The 20164-nt window shown below is 44.6% G+C and carries 20 protein-coding genes; 3 read left to right on the forward strand and 17 right to left on the reverse strand.

Features of this window, described 5'->3' with window-relative positions; all coding sequences use genetic code 11:
• Positions 1 to 56: 56 nt before the first annotated feature.
• Positions 57 to 1862 carry a type I secretion system permease/ATPase gene (locus B3182_RS10340; RefSeq protein WP_292752679.1) on the reverse strand — a complete coding sequence of 602 codons (1806 nt, stop codon included), beginning with the start codon at positions 1860 to 1862 and terminating at the stop codon, positions 57 to 59.
• 123 nt (positions 1863 to 1985) lie between these two features.
• Between B3182_RS10340 and B3182_RS10345 the strand changes: the two genes are divergently transcribed.
• A complete protein-coding gene (locus B3182_RS10345) occupies positions 1986 to 2324 on the forward strand; it encodes a hypothetical protein (protein WP_292358011.1) in 339 nt (112 codons plus the stop codon).
• Positions 2325 to 2385: 61 nt separating this feature from the next.
• On the opposite strand, the gene der is transcribed toward B3182_RS10345, so the two are convergent.
• From der to B3182_RS10360, 3 genes are read right to left on the reverse strand one after another with little or no spacing between them, the layout of a single operon-like run.
• A complete protein-coding gene (gene der, locus B3182_RS10350; RefSeq protein ID WP_292358009.1) occupies positions 2386 to 3795 on the reverse strand; it encodes a ribosome biogenesis GTPase Der in 1410 nt (469 codons plus the stop codon).
• Positions 3796 to 3797: 2 nt separating this feature from the next.
• Positions 3798 to 4967 carry an outer membrane protein assembly factor BamB gene (gene bamB / locus B3182_RS10355; protein WP_292358008.1) on the reverse strand — a complete coding sequence of 390 codons (1170 nt, stop codon included), beginning with the start codon at positions 4965 to 4967 and terminating at the stop codon, positions 3798 to 3800.
• On the reverse strand, positions 4957 to 5598 hold the full coding sequence (locus B3182_RS10360; RefSeq protein ID WP_292358006.1) for a YfgM family protein: 642 nt from the start codon (positions 5596 to 5598) through the stop codon (positions 4957 to 4959). Before B3182_RS10360 ends, bamB begins: the two co-directional genes overlap by 11 nt.
• A gap of 294 nt (positions 5599 to 5892) precedes the next feature.
• Between B3182_RS10360 and B3182_RS10365 the strand changes: the two genes are divergently transcribed.
• A complete protein-coding gene (locus B3182_RS10365) occupies positions 5893 to 7077 on the forward strand; it encodes an ammonium transporter (protein WP_292358004.1) in 1185 nt (394 codons plus the stop codon).
• 32 nt (positions 7078 to 7109) lie between these two features.
• Here B3182_RS10365 and lpxA read toward each other — a convergent pair whose 3' ends face one another.
• The 13 genes from lpxA to rpsB all read right to left on the reverse strand — a co-directional run bounded on the left by lpxA (position 7110) and on the right by rpsB (position 19435).
• The gene (lpxA, locus tag B3182_RS10370) at positions 7110 to 7880 is read right to left on the reverse strand and encodes an acyl-ACP--UDP-N-acetylglucosamine O-acyltransferase (RefSeq protein ID WP_292358002.1); all 771 of its coding nucleotides are present in this window, start codon (positions 7878 to 7880) and stop codon (positions 7110 to 7112) included.
• Positions 7877 to 8326 carry a 3-hydroxyacyl-ACP dehydratase FabZ gene (gene fabZ, locus B3182_RS10375; protein ID WP_292358001.1) on the reverse strand — a complete coding sequence of 150 codons (450 nt, stop codon included), beginning with the start codon at positions 8324 to 8326 and terminating at the stop codon, positions 7877 to 7879. The genes lpxA and fabZ overlap by 4 nt, the downstream gene beginning before the upstream one ends.
• 99 nt (positions 8327 to 8425) lie before the next feature.
• Complete coding sequence (gene lpxD, locus B3182_RS10380) at positions 8426 to 9439, reverse strand: UDP-3-O-(3-hydroxymyristoyl)glucosamine N-acyltransferase (RefSeq protein ID WP_339639932.1); 1014 nt, start codon at positions 9437 to 9439, stop codon at positions 8426 to 8428.
• 10 nt (positions 9440 to 9449) lie between these two features.
• On the reverse strand, positions 9450 to 9950 hold the full coding sequence (locus tag B3182_RS10385) for an OmpH family outer membrane protein (RefSeq protein WP_292357999.1): 501 nt from the start codon (positions 9948 to 9950) through the stop codon (positions 9450 to 9452).
• A gap of 20 nt (positions 9951 to 9970) precedes the next feature.
• Positions 9971 to 12247 carry an outer membrane protein assembly factor BamA gene (gene bamA / locus B3182_RS10390; protein WP_292357997.1) on the reverse strand — a complete coding sequence of 759 codons (2277 nt, stop codon included), beginning with the start codon at positions 12245 to 12247 and terminating at the stop codon, positions 9971 to 9973.
• Positions 12248 to 12303: 56 nt separating this feature from the next.
• Positions 12304 to 13641 carry an RIP metalloprotease RseP gene (rseP, locus tag B3182_RS10395; protein WP_292357996.1) on the reverse strand — a complete coding sequence of 446 codons (1338 nt, stop codon included), beginning with the start codon at positions 13639 to 13641 and terminating at the stop codon, positions 12304 to 12306.
• Positions 13629 to 14819, reverse strand: coding sequence for a 1-deoxy-D-xylulose-5-phosphate reductoisomerase (ispC, locus tag B3182_RS10400; RefSeq protein WP_292357994.1), 1191 nt, complete (start codon positions 14817 to 14819; stop codon positions 13629 to 13631). Before ispC ends, rseP begins: the two co-directional genes overlap by 13 nt.
• Positions 14819 to 15679, reverse strand: a complete 861-nt coding sequence (locus tag B3182_RS10405; protein WP_292752682.1) for a phosphatidate cytidylyltransferase — start codon at positions 15677 to 15679, stop codon at positions 14819 to 14821. Before B3182_RS10405 ends, ispC begins: the two co-directional genes overlap by 1 nt.
• The gene (locus tag B3182_RS10410; RefSeq protein ID WP_292357990.1) at positions 15636 to 16379 is read right to left on the reverse strand and encodes an isoprenyl transferase; all 744 of its coding nucleotides are present in this window, start codon (positions 16377 to 16379) and stop codon (positions 15636 to 15638) included. The genes B3182_RS10405 and B3182_RS10410 overlap by 44 nt, the downstream gene beginning before the upstream one ends.
• A 23-nt stretch (positions 16380 to 16402) precedes the next feature.
• Positions 16403 to 16960 (reverse strand): ribosome recycling factor, encoded by a 558-nt coding sequence (gene frr, locus B3182_RS10415; RefSeq protein ID WP_292357988.1) that lies wholly within the window; start codon positions 16958 to 16960, stop codon positions 16403 to 16405.
• Between the two features lie 8 nt (positions 16961 to 16968).
• Entirely contained in the window at positions 16969 to 17694 is a 726-nt protein-coding gene (pyrH, locus tag B3182_RS10420; protein WP_292357986.1) for a UMP kinase, read from the reverse strand.
• Positions 17695 to 17696: 2 nt separating this feature from the next.
• A complete protein-coding gene (tsf, locus tag B3182_RS10425; RefSeq protein WP_292357984.1) occupies positions 17697 to 18578 on the reverse strand; it encodes a translation elongation factor Ts in 882 nt (293 codons plus the stop codon).
• Positions 18579 to 18682: 104 nt separating this feature from the next.
• Complete coding sequence (gene rpsB, locus B3182_RS10430; RefSeq protein WP_292357983.1) at positions 18683 to 19435, reverse strand: 30S ribosomal protein S2; 753 nt, start codon at positions 19433 to 19435, stop codon at positions 18683 to 18685.
• 262 nt (positions 19436 to 19697) lie between these two features.
• On the opposite strand from rpsB, the gene map reads away from it, so the two are divergent.
• Positions 19698 to 20164 (forward strand): type I methionyl aminopeptidase (gene map, locus B3182_RS10435; protein WP_292752685.1); only part of this gene is annotated, 467 nt, incomplete at its 3' end.

The raw sequence follows: 20164 nt of genomic DNA on the forward strand, positions 1-20164 counted from the left end.
TATGATAATGCATTAAATAATGTTGGATCAATTAACAATACCGGTAGCAGTAATGCTCATGTACATGATAATACTGCGGCATCATCAGCAAAGGGAGCCCCTAAAGCGATATTGTCGCGCACGCTGCCATAGAACAGCATGACATCTTGAGGAACATAGCCGACAGATCGGCGTAAATCAATTGGATCAATCTGTCGCAGATCCGTCTCATCCAGAAGCACTGCACCCTCGGCAGGTTCATATAAACCCAGAATCAATTTCTCTATCGAACTTTTACCGGAACCGATTCTGCCGATTATGGCAACTTTTTCACCCGGTTTAATTTTAAAGGAAATATCGCTTAATGCGTCTATGGCCTGCTCTGGGTAGCGGAAGCTGACTTGTTTGAATTCAATACCACCCTGGAATTTCTCACGATGCAGAAATTCCCGACCGCTGGGACGTTCAACCGGTAAATTCATCATATTGTTCAAAGAACTTAACGCGGCTTTTGAATGATGAAAACGCGTTAAAATACCTGCCAGCTGCCCCATTGGTGCCAGCGCCCTGCCTGCCAGTATGGTGCTGGCAATCAAGGCACCCATGCTGATTTCGTTCTCACTGATTTTGTAGACCCCATAAACCACCACGGCAATAGTGGTCATTTGCTGAACAAAACTGGTTAAATTTACTGCTGCTGATGACAGCAGTTTGGCCCGTTGACTGTACTTGGAAATAGAGCCGGCAGTTTGCTCCCATTTACGTTGTAACGGGCTCTCTGCCCCCAGACTTTTGATCGTTTCGAGGCCGGTTAATGTTTCTATAAGTGTGGCGCTTTTTTGTCCAGCATGACGAAATAACTGCTTAATTGCCCGACCTAACGGTATCTGAATGATTAAACTAATCAAAATCGTAATGGGAATAACCGCCAACGGAATATAGGCTAAATCACCGGCAATCATCCAGATAACGGCTATAAACAAAAAGGTAAACGGTAAATCAATCAGCGTGGCAAGCGTGGCCGAAGTAAAAAAGTCACGAAATGACTCAAACTCTTGCATGCTATTAGCAAAGTTACCTACTGAATTGGGCCGAGCAGCCATTTTGATGCCCAGTACTTTTTCAAAAATCGTGGCGGATAAAATAACGTCTGCTTTTTTGCCGGCAACATCAATAAAGTAACCACGTAATGTGCGTAGTAACAAATCAAAGACAAACACAATCGCCAGACCAATCGCCAACACCCACAATGTAGCCAGCGCATTGTTGGGTACGACCCGGTCATAGACATTCATCACAAACAGCGGTGAAGCTATGGCAAATAAGTTGACCAGAATTGAAGCCACGAATACTTCGCTGTAGATTGGCCAATAACGTGTCAGCGTTCCCCAGAACCAGTGTCTGGCCCGAGGGATGGCCGAGTTTTCACTGCGGTTATCAAAATGCTGAACTGCTCGTATGAAAATAGCGTAGCCAGTGTAATACTGCTGTAACTCGTTCAATTCCACGACAGTTTCAGCGTCGCCATTTTCAGGATAAATGACCGTAGCCTCTTTGCCGTTTAGCTTCAGTAAAATACAGGCATTGCCATCATTCAGAAGTAATACAGCTGGTAGCACCAACGGAGAAATTTTACGTAGTGGGCGTTTTATGACTTTTGAAGAAAGCCCTGCCCGTTCAGCCGCTCTGGAAAACAATTCTGGAGACAGTCGGTTATCCACTAAAGGAAGGCCTGCTACCATCGAATCAGGGCTATGTGGTTTTCGTAAAAGTTTGGTGAGAACCGTCAGACATGCTAATAGCGGATCATCATGAGTCAGATAAGCCGATTCAGCTTTCCATTGCCGATTCCGTTCTTGTTCAGTGGTTGCTTGATTTTCCATTTAATCCAACGACGCTACCCAACTCAAAATGTGATGAGTTTCACAGTTTTTTTCTTTACTGTAAACCTATGACCGCTTACTCTTTCCAAAGGTAGCATATCAAGAATAATCGGGAACAATAAGATGGTATACGTCGATCGCGATGAAAAGGGTCACATAATTGGAGTTTTTAATTCCCCACAGAGCGATGATAGTCACTACATCTCTCCACAAGCCCCCGAATTACTTGAGTTCCTTGGTCAATCCAACCGCCAGGAAGATATTCAAACGATACTTACAGCCTCAGACATGGCGATGGTAAGGGTTATTGAAGATCTGGTGAACACGCTGATAGACAAAGGGGTGATTTTATTTACTGAATTACCTGAGGCAGCGCAACAAAAATTAGTTCAGCGTGAAAAGATTCGCCATCATCTTAGTTCATTGGAAAATTTAATGAACGAAGATGAAGGCTTGCTCTAGGGCTTGTTGATTTTTCATCTCCACGACTGCTGGCAGCGATGGAAGATTAACACTCCCAAAGCTATTTCTTTTTAACCCGACTGGCTATTATTCGCTTGCGTTTTTCCTGTGGATTCTCTGCCGGCTTCTTCCGTTCTCTAAACGGATTATCACTGGTCTTAAACTCAATCATCACCGGTGTTCCCTGCAATTTGAGTGCAGTACGGAAATAATTTTCCAAATAACGTCGATAGCTGTTTGGCGTCGCTTCTGTCTGATTACCATGGATAATGATACGGGGAGGATTTTTACCGCCTAAATGGGCATAACGGTATTTAATCCGGCGTCCGTTAACCAATGGTGGTTGATGATCGGCAACAGCCTCTTCCAATACTCTGGTTAATTGTGGCGTAGGAATTTTAGCTAAGGCAGAGCCATACGCAGTTTTTACAGATTTAAGTAATAAGCCAACACCACTGCCATGCAAAGCCGAAATGAAATGCGTCTTGGCAAAACTCAAAAACGGCAAACGACGCTCAATATTGGTTGCAACCCATTCACGTTCCTGTTTCTCCAGACCATCCCATTTATTGACTGCGATAACCACAGCGCGGCCACTTTCGATAATCAGCCCAGCCAGATGAAGATCCTGATCCACAACACCCTGGTGCGCATCTAATACTAACAAAACCACATTAGCCGCCTCGATGGCTTGCAGGGTTTTTACAATGCTGAATTTCTCCAGCGCTTCGGAGACCTTGGAACGGCGTCTGACACCTGCTGTATCGATTAGGATGTAGTTCGTGCCATCCTTTTCAAATGGAATATAGATACTATCCCGGGTAGTGCCCGGTTCATCAAAAGCCACAACACGGTCTTCGCCGAGCAGACGATTGACCAGCGTTGATTTACCTACATTTGGTCTACCCACAACGGCGAGACGAATATCACCTGACGTATCTTCTTCTTTTTCATCTTCTTCAGATTCAACAATACGAATAGCGGGTAAATCACGCATAAGGGTATTCATTAAATTACTGATGCCACGTCCCTGAGTCGCAGAAATGACTTCCGGTTCACCCAGCCCAAGCCGATAAAAATCTGCTGCCGCCAGCTCTTTTTGCTCGCTTTCAGTTTTATTGATAACCAGTAAAACCGGCTTACCAACATTGCGTAACTGTTTTGCTATCAATTCATCAGCGGGGACAACACCGGTTTTGCCATCAACTACAAATAGAATCAGATCGGCTTCCATAATCGCCAGTTCAGCCTGTTTGCGCATCAGGTCTGACATATCGTCACCCTGTACGGTCAAACCACCTGTATCGATAAGAATGAATTCCGCTTCATCATGACGCGCATTGCCGTATATCCGATCACGGGTCAAACCGGCATGATCTGCTACCAACGCATTGCGCGTCTTGGTCAGACGATTAAATAACGTGGATTTGCCAACATTCGGCCGCCCAACAAGAGCAATAACAGGTTTCACAGTTAGGGGATCCGAATGGCGGAAAGCTTGCCGCCTGTAGTCATGACGTAAAGCACACCATCACGAACGATGGGTTGGCTGCGAATAGGATCTTTATCCAGTCTTTGACGAGCAACAAAACGACCATCGGAACGTGCCACCCAGTGTAAATAACCTTCAAAGTCACCTACCACCACATATTCACCGGCAATGACTGGCGCGGTAATGTTTCGTCTTAGCAATAATGTCTGACGCCATAAAGAATCACCAGATCCGTCAGCGATTGACCATAGATAACTTTGATCATCACTCACATAAACAGCATCCGTTGACGCTACCGCAATACCGGTTGCAGAGGACATTTCTCGGTCCCATAGGGTTTGTCCGGTATCCGTATCCATTACTGCTAAATTACCCTGAAAAGCGACAACATAAATCATACCGTTTTGGATCACCGGGTCGGCATCGATATCGACCAATCGCTCTAACTCAGTACGACCACTTGGCACAGCGACACTTTTTTCCCAGATAACTTTGCCATCATTGAGAGAGAGTGCAACTAACTTACCATTATCATATCCAGCAAAAACTGTTTGTCCGTCAATCACAGGAGCGCTAACACCACGAAGACTCAAAAGTGGTACGGCGCGTTGATAATTCCACAGAATATTGCCGCTGCTTGCTGAAATCGCTGTTAAACGACCATCTGCTGTTCTCACAACAACGCTATCGCCACCGACTTTTGCCGGTGCAAGGACTTCACTGCTGAGACGCTGACGCCAGAGTTCATCACCGGTGCTGTCATCCAAAGCGACTACTTCCCCACTCTGAGAACCAACAACGATCAGACCTTCTCCGCCACCAACACCCGACGCAACAGGCATATCTAATTTGCTGCGCCATTCACGTCGGCCATTTTCAATATTATGGCTGCGAACATCTCCTTCATGATCCACGGTGACAATGGAGTCACCTTGAATCCAGGGCGCAAGATTTGAATACTCTGATCCAGCACCATCACCAGTACCCGTTGACCAGAGAGTTTTGGGTTCGAACTCTACTTGAAATTCAGTAAGTTCAGTTGGCGGAGCTTCGTAACTGTCAGCCGCAAAGAATTCTTTTACTGTTCCACAACCAGCAAGCGCCATCAGAGCAAAGCCAACAACGGTATTTCGGATTACATTAGCTTTCATTAATAACGGCCACATCATCACGCTTCATTTCCAGGAGAGTTTTACGAGGGTCATCAGCATCCATACTTGAAATAGATTCGACATAAGCTTCATAGGCTTCTGTTTTATTTTCCTGTGCAAGATAAATATCACCTTTGAGTTCAGCAAATAAAGAAACAAATCCTTCAGAAACAGTTTGTTGGGTCAATTCCAAAGCTTTTGCGTATTCGGCCTGATCAACCAATACACGAGCCATACGTAATCTGGCCAAATCTTTCTGGGCGTTCAGTTTTGCCTGATCAACAGTCCACTGTAAATATTCCAATGCCGCTACAGTTTGGTCATTGCGCACTTGTTCAGCAGCCAGCTCCAGCGAAGCAAATGCAGCATATGGAGTAGCAGAATGTGTTTGCATGAGTTCCTGGGTCAAGTCTTCAGCAGCTGTTAAATCAGCATTACTGATGTTCATCTGAACTTGTTGGTACATTGCTGCAGCCTGCTCAGTCTTGGCTTGTTGAAAATTAATCCAATAACGACCACCAAAAATTATTGCACCACCTAAAACCACACCGGTTACTACTGAACGGCCGTTTTCCCGCCACCAATTCTTTATCGCTTCGCCTTTTTCATCATCCGATGCGTAGATATCCATCGTTTTCTCCTTGCTTACAGCAATTTAAGGATAGTTAAGCCATCACTTTTTCGTAAGTGAATTAAAGTGCCAGATTATACGTGTTTATCCGCTGATTGTGCTAACCATGGCAGCACCAGCCAATCGCACCATATAAGTGCCATTAAATATAAAATCGCACCATAACAGTTCAATTTATAAGAATTCACTGAATAGCAAAAACTCTAGATGCTTGTTTTATATGATTTTGTCTAAATTGGTGCAAGTCTTGCTATTTTGGTGCTTGCTCAACACTAATTATAAGGAAAACTAATTGTGCAAAACGCAAGCGACGTACTTTTTATATTAATAGGCGCCATTATGGTGCTTGCCATGCATGCTGGCTTCGCCTTTCTTGAAGTCGGTACCGTAAGGAAAAAAAATCAGGTTAATGCTTTGGTCAAAATTATCACTGACTTTGGCGTTTCCACTATTGCTTACTTTTTTATCGGCTATGGAATTGCTTATGGTTTGAATTTTTTTGAACCTTCGCCATTACTCACCGAAAACAATGGCTATGCCTTAGTGAAATTTTTCTTTTTATTAACATTTGCCGCAGCAATACCTGCCATTGTCTCCGGTGGTATCGCCGAACGGGCAAAATTCAATCCTCAATTGATTGCCACATTTTTGATTGCAGGCTTTGTCTATCCAGTATTTGAAGGCATCAGCTGGAATGGCTTATTTGGTATTCAGAATTGGCTGGAAAATCAATTTGGCGCGGCGTTTCACGACTTTGCCGGTTCTATCGTAGTTCATGCTGTTGGTGGATGGATAGCCTTGGCAGCCGTTCTGTTGCTAGGTCCAAGACACGGACGTTATGGCAAGCAAGGCGAAATATATGCTCACCCACCATCAAATATTCCTTTTCTGGCGCTAGGCGCATGGATCCTGACCGTAGGCTGGTTTGGTTTTAATGTAATGTCGGCTCAGGAAGTTGAAGGCATCAGCGGGCTGGTAGCCATTAACTCATTAATGGCGATGGTTGGAGGTACTCTGGCAGCCTGTTTTATTGGTCGTAATGACCCAGGGTTTGTCCATAATGGTCCACTTGCCGGTTTAGTGGCAATTTGTGCTGGCTCAGACATCATGCACCCCCTTGGTGCATTGGTAACAGGTTCGCTTGCCGGAGCTATTTTTGTCATCACTTTTACTCTGGCACAGAATAAATGGAAAATTGATGACGTTTTAGGTGTATGGCCACTTCATGGGTTATGTGGCGTATGGGGGGCTATTGCTGCCGGTATTTTCGGAAAGGTCGCCCTGGGTGGAATGGGCGGGGTCAGCCTGGCTTCTCAGTTTATCGGAGCGGCCATTGGTGTAGGTATTGCGTTTATCGGTGGTCTTATTGTCTATGGCGGTTTGAAAGCCACTATGGGACTTAGATTAAGTACAGAAGATGAATTCAATGGGGCAGATTTGAGTATTCATAAAATCAGCTCAACCCCGGCAAACGATTAAGGTTGCTTATCAACTCATCATCCGGTAGGAAACTACCGGATGATGCCACCTTGTTGCTTATCCAGAAACTCCATAAAGATTGTCAGTTCTTCAGCTTCCTGTTTAATACTATGCAAGCGTTCTCGTGCTTCTTCCATGCGCAAACCTGAACGGTAAACCAGTTTGTACGCCTGACGGATATTGCGAATCTGGGTATCAGTAAAAGCGCGTCTACGCAGTCCTTCAACGTTAATTCCGACAGGTTCAGCCATGTGTCCGGAAACCAGAACATAAGGTGGAACATTGCGAGATATAACGCTGCCCATCGCACTGAAACTATGTGATCCAAGATGATTAAACTGACTCACCAGCGTAAACCCTCCAAGGATAACATGTTGATCAACGATGACATGTCCCGCCAGAGAGGCGTTATTAGCAAATATATTGTCATCGCCAATAATGCAGTCATGAGCAATATGTACATAGGCCATGATCCAGTTATTACTGCCGACTCTGGTAACACCACCACCCTGCACTGTACCGCGATTGATGGTCACAGATTCCCGTATCAGATTATTATCACCGATTTCCAGTAGAGTTGGTTCTCCGTGATATTTCTTATCCTGAGGTTCTTCACCTATCGATGAGAACTGAAATATACGATTATTACGACCAATTCTGGTCGGACCTTTTATTACCACATGTGAGGCTATTTCGGTACCTGAAGCGATTTCGACATTCGCTCCGATAATACTGTAAGCACCGATGATCACATCATCAGCAATTTTGGCACCAGGATCGATTAAGGCTGTTTGATGAATCACGAAGGCATTTCTTGGTTAACACACATAATATCAGCACTGACAACGACATCGCCGTCAACAGTAGCCTGAGCGTAAAATTTCCATAAATTACGTTTATTTTTAATTAACTTTACTTCTAAACGCAACTGATCACCCGGTTCGACAGGTTTTTTAAAACGTGCGTTATCAATGCCTGCCAGATAATACAGGGCATCATCAGAACGAATTTGGTCTGCCGTTTTAAAGGCAAGTAATCCTGTAGCCTGAGCCAATGCTTCAAGAATTAACACACCAGGCATAATCACACGTTGTGGAAAATGTCCGGTAAAGTGTGGTTCGTTAAAGCTGACATTTTTGATACCAACCAGATGCTCACCTGGTGTAAATTCAATCACCCTGTCAATCAACAGGAAGGGGTATCGATGTGGCAGTAAGCGTTGAATCTCATGTATGTCAATGGTGTTCAATCTGATTATCCTTTAGGATTTATATTTTTGCGTGCAGTAATCTTACGTTGAGACACTGATGCGGTAAAGCCAAGCCAGCCATCCAGCAATGAAAATCCATTACTCCAGCTTGGCCTCCAATTGTTTTATTTTGTCATTTAATTTATCAAGTTGTCGGTATCGAATAACATTACGATGCCAATCTCTGGTCGGTTCTGCTGGAATACCTGATGAGTAGGAGCCTGCTGTCAGTATTGATTTAGTCACCATACTCATACCGGTTATTTGCACGCCATCTGTTATTTCGATATGTCCGGCAATCCCTGTTCCACCACCAATCGCACAATGCGATCCGACGTGCGTACTACCAGAAATACCGACACAACCTGCAATAACAGTATGCTCGCCAATAAAGACGTTGTGACCAATTTGGATTTGATTATCCAGCTTCACACCATTACTGATAATAGTGTCGTCAATCGCGCCACGATCAATAGTCGTGTTCGCCCCGATTTCGACATCATTACCGATAATTACTGACCCGACCTGAGGTATCTTCAGCCAGAGACCATTTTCATTCGCAATACCAAAACCATCTGCACCAATAACTACCCCAGGATGAATACGTACACGCTCACCAATATGTACTTTTCGGCATAAAGTCACATTGGCAATCAACCTGCTATCAGCGGCAATAGAAACATTGTTTTCGATAACACAGCCAGGACCGATATCGACATTGTCACCGATTTGAACGTTGTTGCCGATATAGACCTGTGCTGATATACGTGCCGATTCCGCTATTTGACAGTTTTCGCCAATGACAGCGCTCGGATGAATACCTATTGGAGACTGCTCTTCGGGATATAACAACGAGGCAGCTTTTGCATAAGCAACGTAAGGATCTTTGATGACCAATGCATTCGTCTGAAGTTCAGCCAAATCATCAGGTGACACAATCACACAACCTGCTGAAGTTGATTTAAGATACTGACGATATTTGGTATTTGCCAAAAAACTGATGTCAGTATCCGTTGCATTCTGCAGGGTACCGACACCGGTTATCACTTTGTCTGCATTGCCAACCAGTTTTGCACCAATTTCAGATGCAATTTTTGCTAAAGTCCACACCACATCCAGATTCTTATTTCGCTTTAAGTTTTTCCAGCACTTTAGAAGTTAAATCTGCCTTTTCACTGGCAAAAATGACACCTTGATAAAGCACCAAATCATAGGATTCTTTTTTGGCAAGCTCGACGATGGTTTCGGCGATCTCTTCTTCTAACTTGCGTAATTCTTCATTGCGACGAATAGACAAGTCTTCACTGTACTCATCCTGAAGGCGTTTCAGTTCACGTTGATCATTAATGATCTTGCGCTCCTGGACCTGGCGGTCCTCATTACTGAGAACAGCAGCGTCACGGTTTAGTTTTTCCTGAGCTGCACGTAATTCTTTGTGTTTGTTCTCGAGTGATTTGCTACGAGCTGAAAATTCTTTTTCCAAACGGGCTAAAGCACGTTCTTTTTGGGGCGATTGATCTAATACAACACTGGCATTAACCACGCCAATTTTCATTTCTTCAGCAAATACTGGGCTAACCATTAAAGAAGCCAATATAAGGCCAACAATCTTGATTTTTTTCACTCTTAACTCCGATAGTTAAATTAAAATGTCGATCCTAATGAAAACTGGAATACTTCCGTTTCATCATCCGGCTGATCACGCAAAGGAGCAGCAATACTAAACGACATTGCGCCAAATGGTGAAATCCAAATCGCTGATAAGCCGGTTGAATAGCGCAGCAAGTCAGCTTCAAAGCTTTGATCGACATCATATACGTTACCCACATCCACGAATGTGCTCAAGCGGAAAGAGCGTAAAGCTTTTTTCATGAATGGGATGGGAAAAATAATCTCTGCACCGCCGGTGACCATTAAATTACCACCCAAAGGTTGGTCAGCTTCTCTGACGCCCAGTGTATTCGCTCTAAAACCTCTTACGCTACGAATACCACCGGCATAAAAGTTCTGGAAGAAAGGAAACTCGTTACTATCACCATAGGCTCTACCGTAGCCAAGGTCGGTCCGCAACGCAAATGTAAAGGTATCGCTTAATGGTGTATACCAGTTATTGCGATAGCGCAGTTTGTAATACTGTAAGTCGCCGATAGGAGTAGCAACCTCAGCAGAAAGACTTTGTGATAACCCTTTTGTAGGTAATATTGCATTATCACGGGTATCGCTGGACCACCCCAGTGTTACCGGAAATGCATGGAAAGAATCACCTTCGGTTTCGATAAAATCATCATAGCGGGTAATATCATTATTACTAGGTACATCCAGCTGGGTATTTTCATAGCCGAAAGCCAGATTAATGCGGTTGTTTTCCGAGATGGGAATACCAAAATTAATGTCACCACCGAATACGTCCGTGGTGTAATTTGCTATATTCGCTTCAAAGGCATCGGTTTCACGGTAAAACAGGTTAAAACCCTGACTGATACCATCTACAGTCGCAAATGGATTGGTGTAACCAAAGCTGTAAACAGTATTAACCCGGCTGTTGTTAAAACCGAAACGAATATGTTTACCACTACCCATAAAGTTCTTCTGGGTCACATTGGCATTAAAGATAATGCCGTCAGACTGCGAATAACCAATACCCGCTGACAAGCTGCCTGAGGCCATTTCGGTTACATTGAAATCCAGATCGACCTGATCAGATGTTCCGGCAACAGGCAGAGTTTCAACGTTTACATCTTCAAAATAGCCCAAACGTGAGATACGTTCTCTTGAACGTTCAACATCACCGGTAGAAATCCAGGCTGATTCCTGTTGACGCATTTCCTGACGCAGTACCTCATCACGGGTTTTACTATTACCAGAAATATTGATACGGCGTACATAAGCCCGACGGCCGGGATCAACAAAGAAAGTCAGATTAACTTCGCGTGTTTCACGATCAATATCCGGGACTGCGTTAACGTTGGCAAAGGCATAACCATCATTTCCCAGTCGATCAGTCAGCCTTTCAGAACTTGAAGTAATGGCTTTTCTGGAAAACACTGAGTTTTTACGAATGGTGACCAGATCAAATAACTCTTCTTCCGGCACAATCAGATTGCCCGCCAATCTTACTTCATTGATTTTATAACGTTCACCTTCCGAAATATTTATCGTAATGAACATCTGTTTTTTATCATCAGAAATTGTTACCTGAGTGGACTCGACTGTAAAATCAACATAACCGCGATCCAGATAAAAAGAACGCAAAGACTCAAGATCAGCTGATAACTTTTGCCGTGAGTACTGATTATCTTTGGTTAACGATGATAGCCAGCCCCCCGTTGTCGATTCCAACTCGTCCAGCAACTCGTCTTCATCGTATGATTTATTGCCGACAATGTTGATCTCACCAATCGTCGCAACCACGCCTTCAGCCATATTAATGCGGACGGCTACTCGATTACGCGACAGCGGAGTAACCTCAGAGCTAATATTCACACCATATTTACCACGACTGAAATACTGACGTTGTAACTCCAGCTCAACCCTTTCCAGCATCGCCTGCTCAAATACCTGACCTTCAGCAAAACCAATCTGACGCAATGATTTTAATAATTCATCACTGTCCAAATCTTTGTTACCAATAAACTCAATACTGGAAATCGCCGGGCGCTCACTTACAGTGATAACTAAAACGCCTTCATCGCGTTCTACCTGCACATCATTAAAGTATTTTGATTTAAACAATGAGCGAATGATGCCTCTAACATCATTTTCAGTCAGTTCATCACCGACTTTAACCGGTAAAAAGTTGAAAACGGTACCTGCGGAGATTCTTTGCAACCCCTCCACCCGGATATCTTTGATAATAAATTCCTCGGCCCAAGCTGCGGAGGATAACAAGATGAGCGTCAATGCTGTGATGATTTGTTTCATTGTTGTTTTACAGTCAGTCAGCCGAAGAAATCGTAAGTGTACCTGCAATGTTTCGATTAGCCAATGAGTCGGGCGATGTCATTTGTAAAAGCGAATACCATTAGCAGAAGAATCAGGAATAATCCTATTTTTTGTCCCTGGATTTGTACTGATTCGGGCAAAGGCTTGCCACGAACCCATTCAAAAAAGTACATCAGCAAATGGCCACCATCAAGTACCGGAACTGGAAGTAAATTCAGAATCCCTAAACTGATGCTGATCATTGCCAGAAAACTGATAAAAGCAATTAAGCCCTGTTGCGCAGAATCCCCGGCAAACTGGGCAATAGCAATAGGCCCGCCAAGATTGTCACTGGAAACCGTACCTATAAGCATGCCCCATAAGCCACTTAAGGTGGTGACACTGAACTGCCAGGTTTGGCTGAACGCCTGGGGGATCGCCGCCAATGGGCCATAACGTAATTCTGATCTTAATTCTGCGGGGATTTCATAGCCTTCGGTATTGACTGCCGCACCTATCCGACCGACATTATTTTCATCTGCGACAGGAGTAATATCGAGCTGTTCAACTTGTCCATCACGAAGAATTTCAATACTCATTTCTTCATCAGCACTGCTTTGAATGAGAGCGACCCAAGCCTGCCAGCTGGATAATTGTTTTCCATCAGCTGAAATTAATTCATCACCTGTTTGTAAGCCCGCCCTTTCCGCCGGGCTATCAGCCACAATTTCACCCAGAATCGGGGGCATATCGGGTTGCACGGTTTTGATACCTATCTGACTAAACAGTGATCCAGCATCGTCCAGCCCAAGTTTTGGCAATGTTAGTTGTTTGGTACTTTCAATATCAGTAATGCGGGTAGTCAGGGTAACGGTTTCACCGGACTGCGCGAACTTCAACCATTGCTGAAACAAGCTGTTAACTGTCGGCGTTGCTTTGCCATTGACGGCTATAATTTCTTCACCAGGAATGAGCTGTGCCATCGCAGCGGGAGAATCAGCTGTTACATCATCAATGATCGGCTTTAAACCGGGCACACCGGTAACCATGATGACCCAATAGGCAAAGACGGCAAATAACAGGTTTGCGATCGGTCCGGCAGATACAATTGCAACCCGGTTTCGTAACGGTTGACGATTAAAGGCCTGGTCAAGCTCTGCTTCTGCTACTGGTGCTTCTCGTTCATCCAGCATTTTGACATAGCCACCTAATGGCAATGCTGCGATGACAAATTCAGTGCCGTTTTTGAGTTGTTTTGACCAGAGTTTTTGTCCAAAGCCAACTGAAAAGCGTAGTACTTTCACGCCACATCTTCTTGCCACCCAATAATGGCCGAATTCATGGATGACCACCAGCAAGCTGAGGGCAATAATAAAAAAGATTAATGATTGCATAAAATCTTAGTCTGCTTTTGGGCAGCCTCTCTTGCCAGCTTATCGGCAGACAATATCTGTTCCAGTGAATCAGCTGATGTTGCAGGTATGCTTTCCAACACGTCCGCGATGACCCGGGCAATATCAGTAAATTTGATTTGCTGTTGCAGGAACGCTTCTACCGCCACTTCATTTGCCGCGTTAAGAATGGCGGTGCTGGTACCACCGATGTTCAATGCCTTATAGGCCAGCGCCAGACAGGGGAAACGTTTAAAATCTGCAATGGCAAAATCAAGTCTCCCTGCTTTGACCAAATCCAATGGTGCAACACCTGAATCAATGCGTTCTGGCCAGGCCAGGGTATTGGCAATAGGTGTACGCATATCGGGATTGCCCATCTGCGCCAGCACTGAGCCATCCATATAATCTACCATTGAATGAATAATACTTTGACGATGCAATACAACTTCAATCTTGTTACTCGGCATACCAAACAGCCAATGTGCCTCGATAACTTCCAGCCCTTTGTTCATCATGGTGGCTGAATCAACCGATATTTTCTGTCCCATCGACCAGTTGGGATGGGCTACCGCTTGTTCGGGTGTTACTGCTTCCAAATCTGCAATCTCCCAATCACGGAATGGACCACCTGACGCGGTCAGGATAATACGGCGAATACCTTTGTTATCAAACTGATACTGTTGGCTTTCGCCTACAGGCATACATTGCCATATGGCATTGTGCTCACTATCAACAGGAAGCAAAACAGCATTATTTTCCTGCACTTCGCGCATGAGTAATGCACCACTCATCACCAAGGCTTCTTTATTTGCCAGCAGGATTCTTTTTCCTGTTTTGGCTGCTGCCAGAGTTGGCAATAACCCAGCAGCGCCCACAATAGCGGCGACCACGATATCTGTTTGGTCAGTACTGGATATTCTCTCCAAAGCCTGCATACCGCTTTGTACTTCAATGGCCACGCCAGCAGCATCGAGTTTGGTTTTAAGTTTTTCAGCAGAATCCGGGCATAGCATCACCGCGACTGCGGGCTGAAATTGCAGACATTGCTCAAGCAAAGCATCCACTGATTTATTCGCTGCCAGCGCATAGACCCGGTACTTTTCGGGATGGCGTTGTAACACGTCCAGAGTACTGATGCCAATGGAACCGGTCGATCCCAGAATAGTGACTTGCTGCATCAAAACTGCCCTGTCAACCATATTAACGCAGCAAAGAAAGGTACAGCAGCCAGCAGACTATCCACGCGGTCCAGCATTCCACCATGCCCCGGTAATAAATGGCCGCTGTCTTTTATCTGGTAGCTACGTTTAAACAAGCTTTCAAATAAATCACCACTAACGGAAATGAGGCCAGTTAAAACACTGATAAAAATCCATAATGGCAGTGATAAAAACTTAGAAATGCCCATAAAATAGGCCAATATGCTCCAAAGCATGACCAGCACTATTGCCCCTATAAGCCCTTCAAGTGTCTTATTAGGACTGATCGCTTTAGCAAGGGCATGTTTACCCCAACGCTTACCTGCAAAATAACCACCCGTGTCTGCAAGCCATACACTTATTAATACATATAACACCAGCCATGGACCGTTGCCGGCAATACCGTGTAACCAGACGGCACTGTAAACAAATAACAAAGCAACTAGCATGCTGAGTAGATAAGTCACGAATTTATTATGAAAAAGCTGAGCGAGAGAGTTGGGTAATGGCCGGTGGGCAAATAAAACAATGATAAAACTGATCAGTATCCAAAAGACTAACCCAGATAGCAGCATATAATTTATCCCTGCCATCGCCAATAGCGCCAACAGAGCGGCAATGAACGACAAACTGGCAAGCACTTTGATGAGCGGTTGCATCTGCGCCATGGAAAGCCATTCCCACATTGCCATCAAGGTCACCACCGTGAGCAAACCAATCATCCCCATAGTCGGTAACAGCAAAATTGCCATAACAACTAAAGGAATCAACAAAGCGGCAGTTAATAAGCGCTGTTTAAGCATCTTCTTGCCCAGTGAGTTGCTCTGAGGTTCGACCAAACCGACGCTCCCGGCTGGAAAATGAGTCAATCGCATTATCCAGATCCTGAGCATTAAACTCAGGCCATAGTTTGTCGGTAAAATAGAGTTCGGTGTAGGCCAGCTGCCACATCAGGAAGTTACTGATGCGCTGTTCTCCCCCCGTACGAATAAACAAATCCGGTTCGGGTAAATCTGCAGTAACCAGGTGGCTGGCAATGACACTTTCGTCAACCTGTTCAGGTTGCATTTCACCGGATTTAATTTTGAAAGCAATTTGTTGGACCGATTGGGTGATATCCCAGCGTCCACCATAGTTAGCTGCAATATTGAGAATCAAACCATCATTTTCTGCGGTTAATGCCGTCGCATCCACAATCTGCTGCTGTAATGCATCTGAGAACCGGCTCAAATCACCAATAATATTTAAACGGATATTATTTTTATGCAGCCGTTTAACCTGATTATCCAGTGCATGACTGAATAACTCCATCAATAAATTGACTTCTTTACCGGGCCGACGCCAGTTTTCGCTACTGAAGGCAAACAAACTGAGGACTTCTACTCCACTTGCCACACAGTGTTTAACAATACCTTCCACCGCTCTGACGCCAGCGCGATGCCCCATAAACCTGGGTTGTAACCGTTGTTTCGCCCATCGACCATTGCCATCCATAATGATAGCAATGTGTCTCGGAATGGAGCGATTGGAAGAATTCATCAGTTTGGCTAAACCATAATGGCTTAGACTGCCATCAAATCGGTTTCTTTTTCAGCCAGTACATCATCAATCTGTTTGATAGTGCTATCGGTCAACTTTTGGATCGCTTCTTCAGCGCCACGTTGCTCATCTTCAGAAATAGCTTTTTCTTTCAACAAGTCCTTCAGGCTGCCGTTTGCATCGCGTCGAATATTACGTACAGCAATACGTGCATTTTCAGCTTCAGACTTAGCCACTTTGACCAAATCCTTACGACGCTCTTCTGTTAACGGTGGGATTGGTATACGAATGGTCATGCCGGCGCTGTTTGGGTTGACCCCCAAATCAGAAGTCATGATCGCTTTTTCAATCACCGCCACCATGTTTTTTTCCCATGGCGCAACGGTGATCGTTCTTGAATCTTCAATGCCGACACTGGCCACCTGACTGAGTGGAACGTCGGAGCCGTAATATGGCACTGAGACATGATCTAATAAACTGGTATGTGCACGCCCTGCACGGATTTTCGCCAGTGCAGTACTCAGAGCGGCAACGCTTTTCTGCATCCGGTCTGCTGCATCTTTTTGAATATCATTAATCATGATTTGTCCTATTTCACCAATGTTCCAACATTTTTACCGTAAAGAATATCTGTCAGATTACCGTACTTATGCACATCGAATACTCGTAATGGCATCTTCTGTTCCTGACACATCACCACTGCTGTGGTGTCCATTACGCCGAGTCGATTATTGATCACTTCATCATACGATAAAGTGTCATAACGGACGGCATCTGGATTTTTACGCGGGTCTGCATCATAGACGCCATCAACCTGAGTAGCTTTCAGCATCAGTTCGGCACCAATTTCAACAGCACGTAAACTCGCCGCTGAATCGGTCGTAAAAAATGGATTACCAGTCCCGGCAGCAAAAATAACGACCCGACCTTTTTCCAAATGCCGAATAGCACGACGACGCAAATAATCTTCGCACACTTCATGAATACGGATTGCAGACATGACACGACAGAATGTTCCATTACGTTCCAGAGCATCCTGCAGTGCCAGTGCATTTAATACTGTCGCTAACATACCCATATGATCGGCACTGACTCTATCCATACCGCTAGCAGCTAAACCTGCACCACGGAAAATATTGCCACCACCGATCACAATACCGAGCTGAACCCCTTGGGCATTCAGCTCAGTTATTTCTTGGGCAAATCGGGAAATGACTTCAGGTTGAATGCCATACTCAGCATTCCCCATTAAAGCCTCACCACTCAGTTTGAGTAAGACGCGCTTATAAACTGGCTGACTTCCCGTTTCTGTCATATTTAGTTTCCCCGTGCCTGAGCCATAACCTCTTCTGCAAAGTTATCGACTTTCTTTTCGATACCTTCACCGACTTCAAAACAGGCAAAACCTTCAACCGTTGCACCAGCTTGTTTAACCAGTTTTTCAACTGTGACATCAGGGTCTTTAACAAATGCTTGTCCGAGCAGACTGATTTCGTTAACAAACTTGCTCATACGACCTTCAATCATTTTTTCAACAATTGCTTCAGGCTTGCCGCTTTCGCGCGCCTGAGTTGCCACGATATCGCGTTCTTTCTGTAACAGATCTTCTGACAGTTCATCAGCTGATACGGCTTGAGGACGGCTGGCAGCAACATGCATTGCCAAATCTCTCGCCAGTTCTTCATTTCCACCGTTCAATTGAACCAGCGTACCGATACGATCACCGTGACGGTAAGCACCAATTACACCATTATCAGTATTCATCAAGGTAAAGCGACGGATTTGGATATTTTCACCAATCTTCGCAACCAATGACTGACGAACAGTATCAACACTTTCGCCATTGCTCAGAGGCAATTGCAATAATGTTTCCAGATCAGCTGGTTGAGCTTCCAGAACTTTTTGTGACACGGCACTAACGAAGTTGATGAAATCATCTGCCTTGGCAACAAAGTCAGTTTCAGAATTCACTTCCAACATAACCGCTTGTTTGTTATCTGCACTGGTTTCAATTGCGATAATACCTTCAGCAGCGATACGGTCAGATTTTTTATCGGCTTTGGCCAGACCAGATTTACGCATCGCTTCAATTGCGGCATCAATGTCACCGTTCGATTCAACCAATGCTTTTTTACATTCCATCATGCCGGAGCCAGTACGCTCACGCAGTTCTTTTACTAAAGCTGCAGTTATAGCCATTTTTTGTAACCCTTAAAATCAATTTTTGTGAACGGCCTGTTTTCAGACCATACATACAACACAGGCCCGCTTTACAGCGAGCCTGTTTAAGTCATTATCAGAGCTTATTCAGCTGCTGCTGGAGCATTTTCTTCCGCAACTTCAACAAACTCTTCTTCGGCATTACCCGTGGTGACCGATGCACGGCCTTCCAAAACGGTATCAGCAATGTTTGCTGTGTAAAGACGGATGGCACGCATTGAATCATCGTTACCTGGGATGACATAGTCCACACCATCAGGATTACTGTTGGTATCGACAACAGCAATTACAGGAATACCCAGTTTGTTTGCTTCTTGAATCGCGATACGCTCATGATCAACGTCGATAACAAATAAAGCATCAGGCAGGTTACCCATTTTTCTGATACCACCGATACTTTTTTCCAGTTTTTCCTGTTCACGTGACAGGTTCAGAACTTCTTTCTTTTTCAAACCTTCGGTTTTACCTGATTCAATCATCGCCTGAATGGCTTCAAGACGTTTGATTGATTGGCGAACGGTTTGATAGTTTGTCAGCATGCCACCTAACCAGCGACGGTTGACATAAGGCATACCACAACGTTCAGCATCTTCACGGATAGCATCCTGTGCAGCACGTTTGGTGCCGACGAACAGAATACGACCTTTTTTAGAAGCCAGTTTACTGACGTAGTTTAATGCATCGTTGAACATTGGCAGACTGTGCTCAAGGTTAACGATATGAATGTTGTTACGCTTACCAAAGATGAAAGGACCCATTTTCGGGTTCCAGTAACGTGTTTGGTGACCGAAGTGAACGCCTGCTTCAAGCATTTGGCGCATTGTAATTTTAGCCATGATTATACCTATATATATGGGGTTAAACCTCCACGTACCCCAGCTATCGACTGATCTGAATTTACAGACAGCACCCCGAAAACTGTGTCGGCACGTGTGTGATTTTGCCTTTGCTAAGGCGCGCATATTATTCCACAGTTACTGATTAAAACAAAGCATATACCGTCGACACAGTGGATTAAGCCAGTTTGCTGGCAGTTCAGCGGTTTTTGCGGCAAACTATGCTTTCTCTTTTTATCGTTAACAGTAATCAGGATCTGGCATGGGCGTGACCATTAAAACAGCCGAAGAAATCGAAAAAATGCGTGTGGCAGGAAAACTCGCCGCAGACGTTCTGACCATGATCGAACCACATGTGGTTGCGGGAATCACCACTGATGAGTTGAACACTATTTGTCATGATTATATTGTTAATGAACAAAAAGCCATCCCTGCCCCACTAAACTATCATGGCTTCCCTAAGTCTATCTGCACCTCAGTCAATCATGTTATCTGTCACGGTATCCCCAGTGATAAAAAGCTCAAAGATGGCGACATCATTAATATCGATATAACGGTTATAAAAGATGGATATCACGGCGATACCAGCAAAATGTTTCATGTGGGCAAGACCTCGATTCTGGCGCAACGCCTGTCTCGAGTAGCCCGAGAATGTATGCTGATAGGGATTGATATGGTTAAACCCGGCATCAAGCTGGGTGATATTGGTCATGCTATTCAGCAACACGC

Origin of the sequence: Methylophaga sp. UBA4204, from assembly GCF_002379485.1 — a bacterium.
Taxonomy (GTDB): domain Bacteria; phylum Pseudomonadota; class Gammaproteobacteria; order Nitrosococcales; family Methylophagaceae; genus Methylophaga.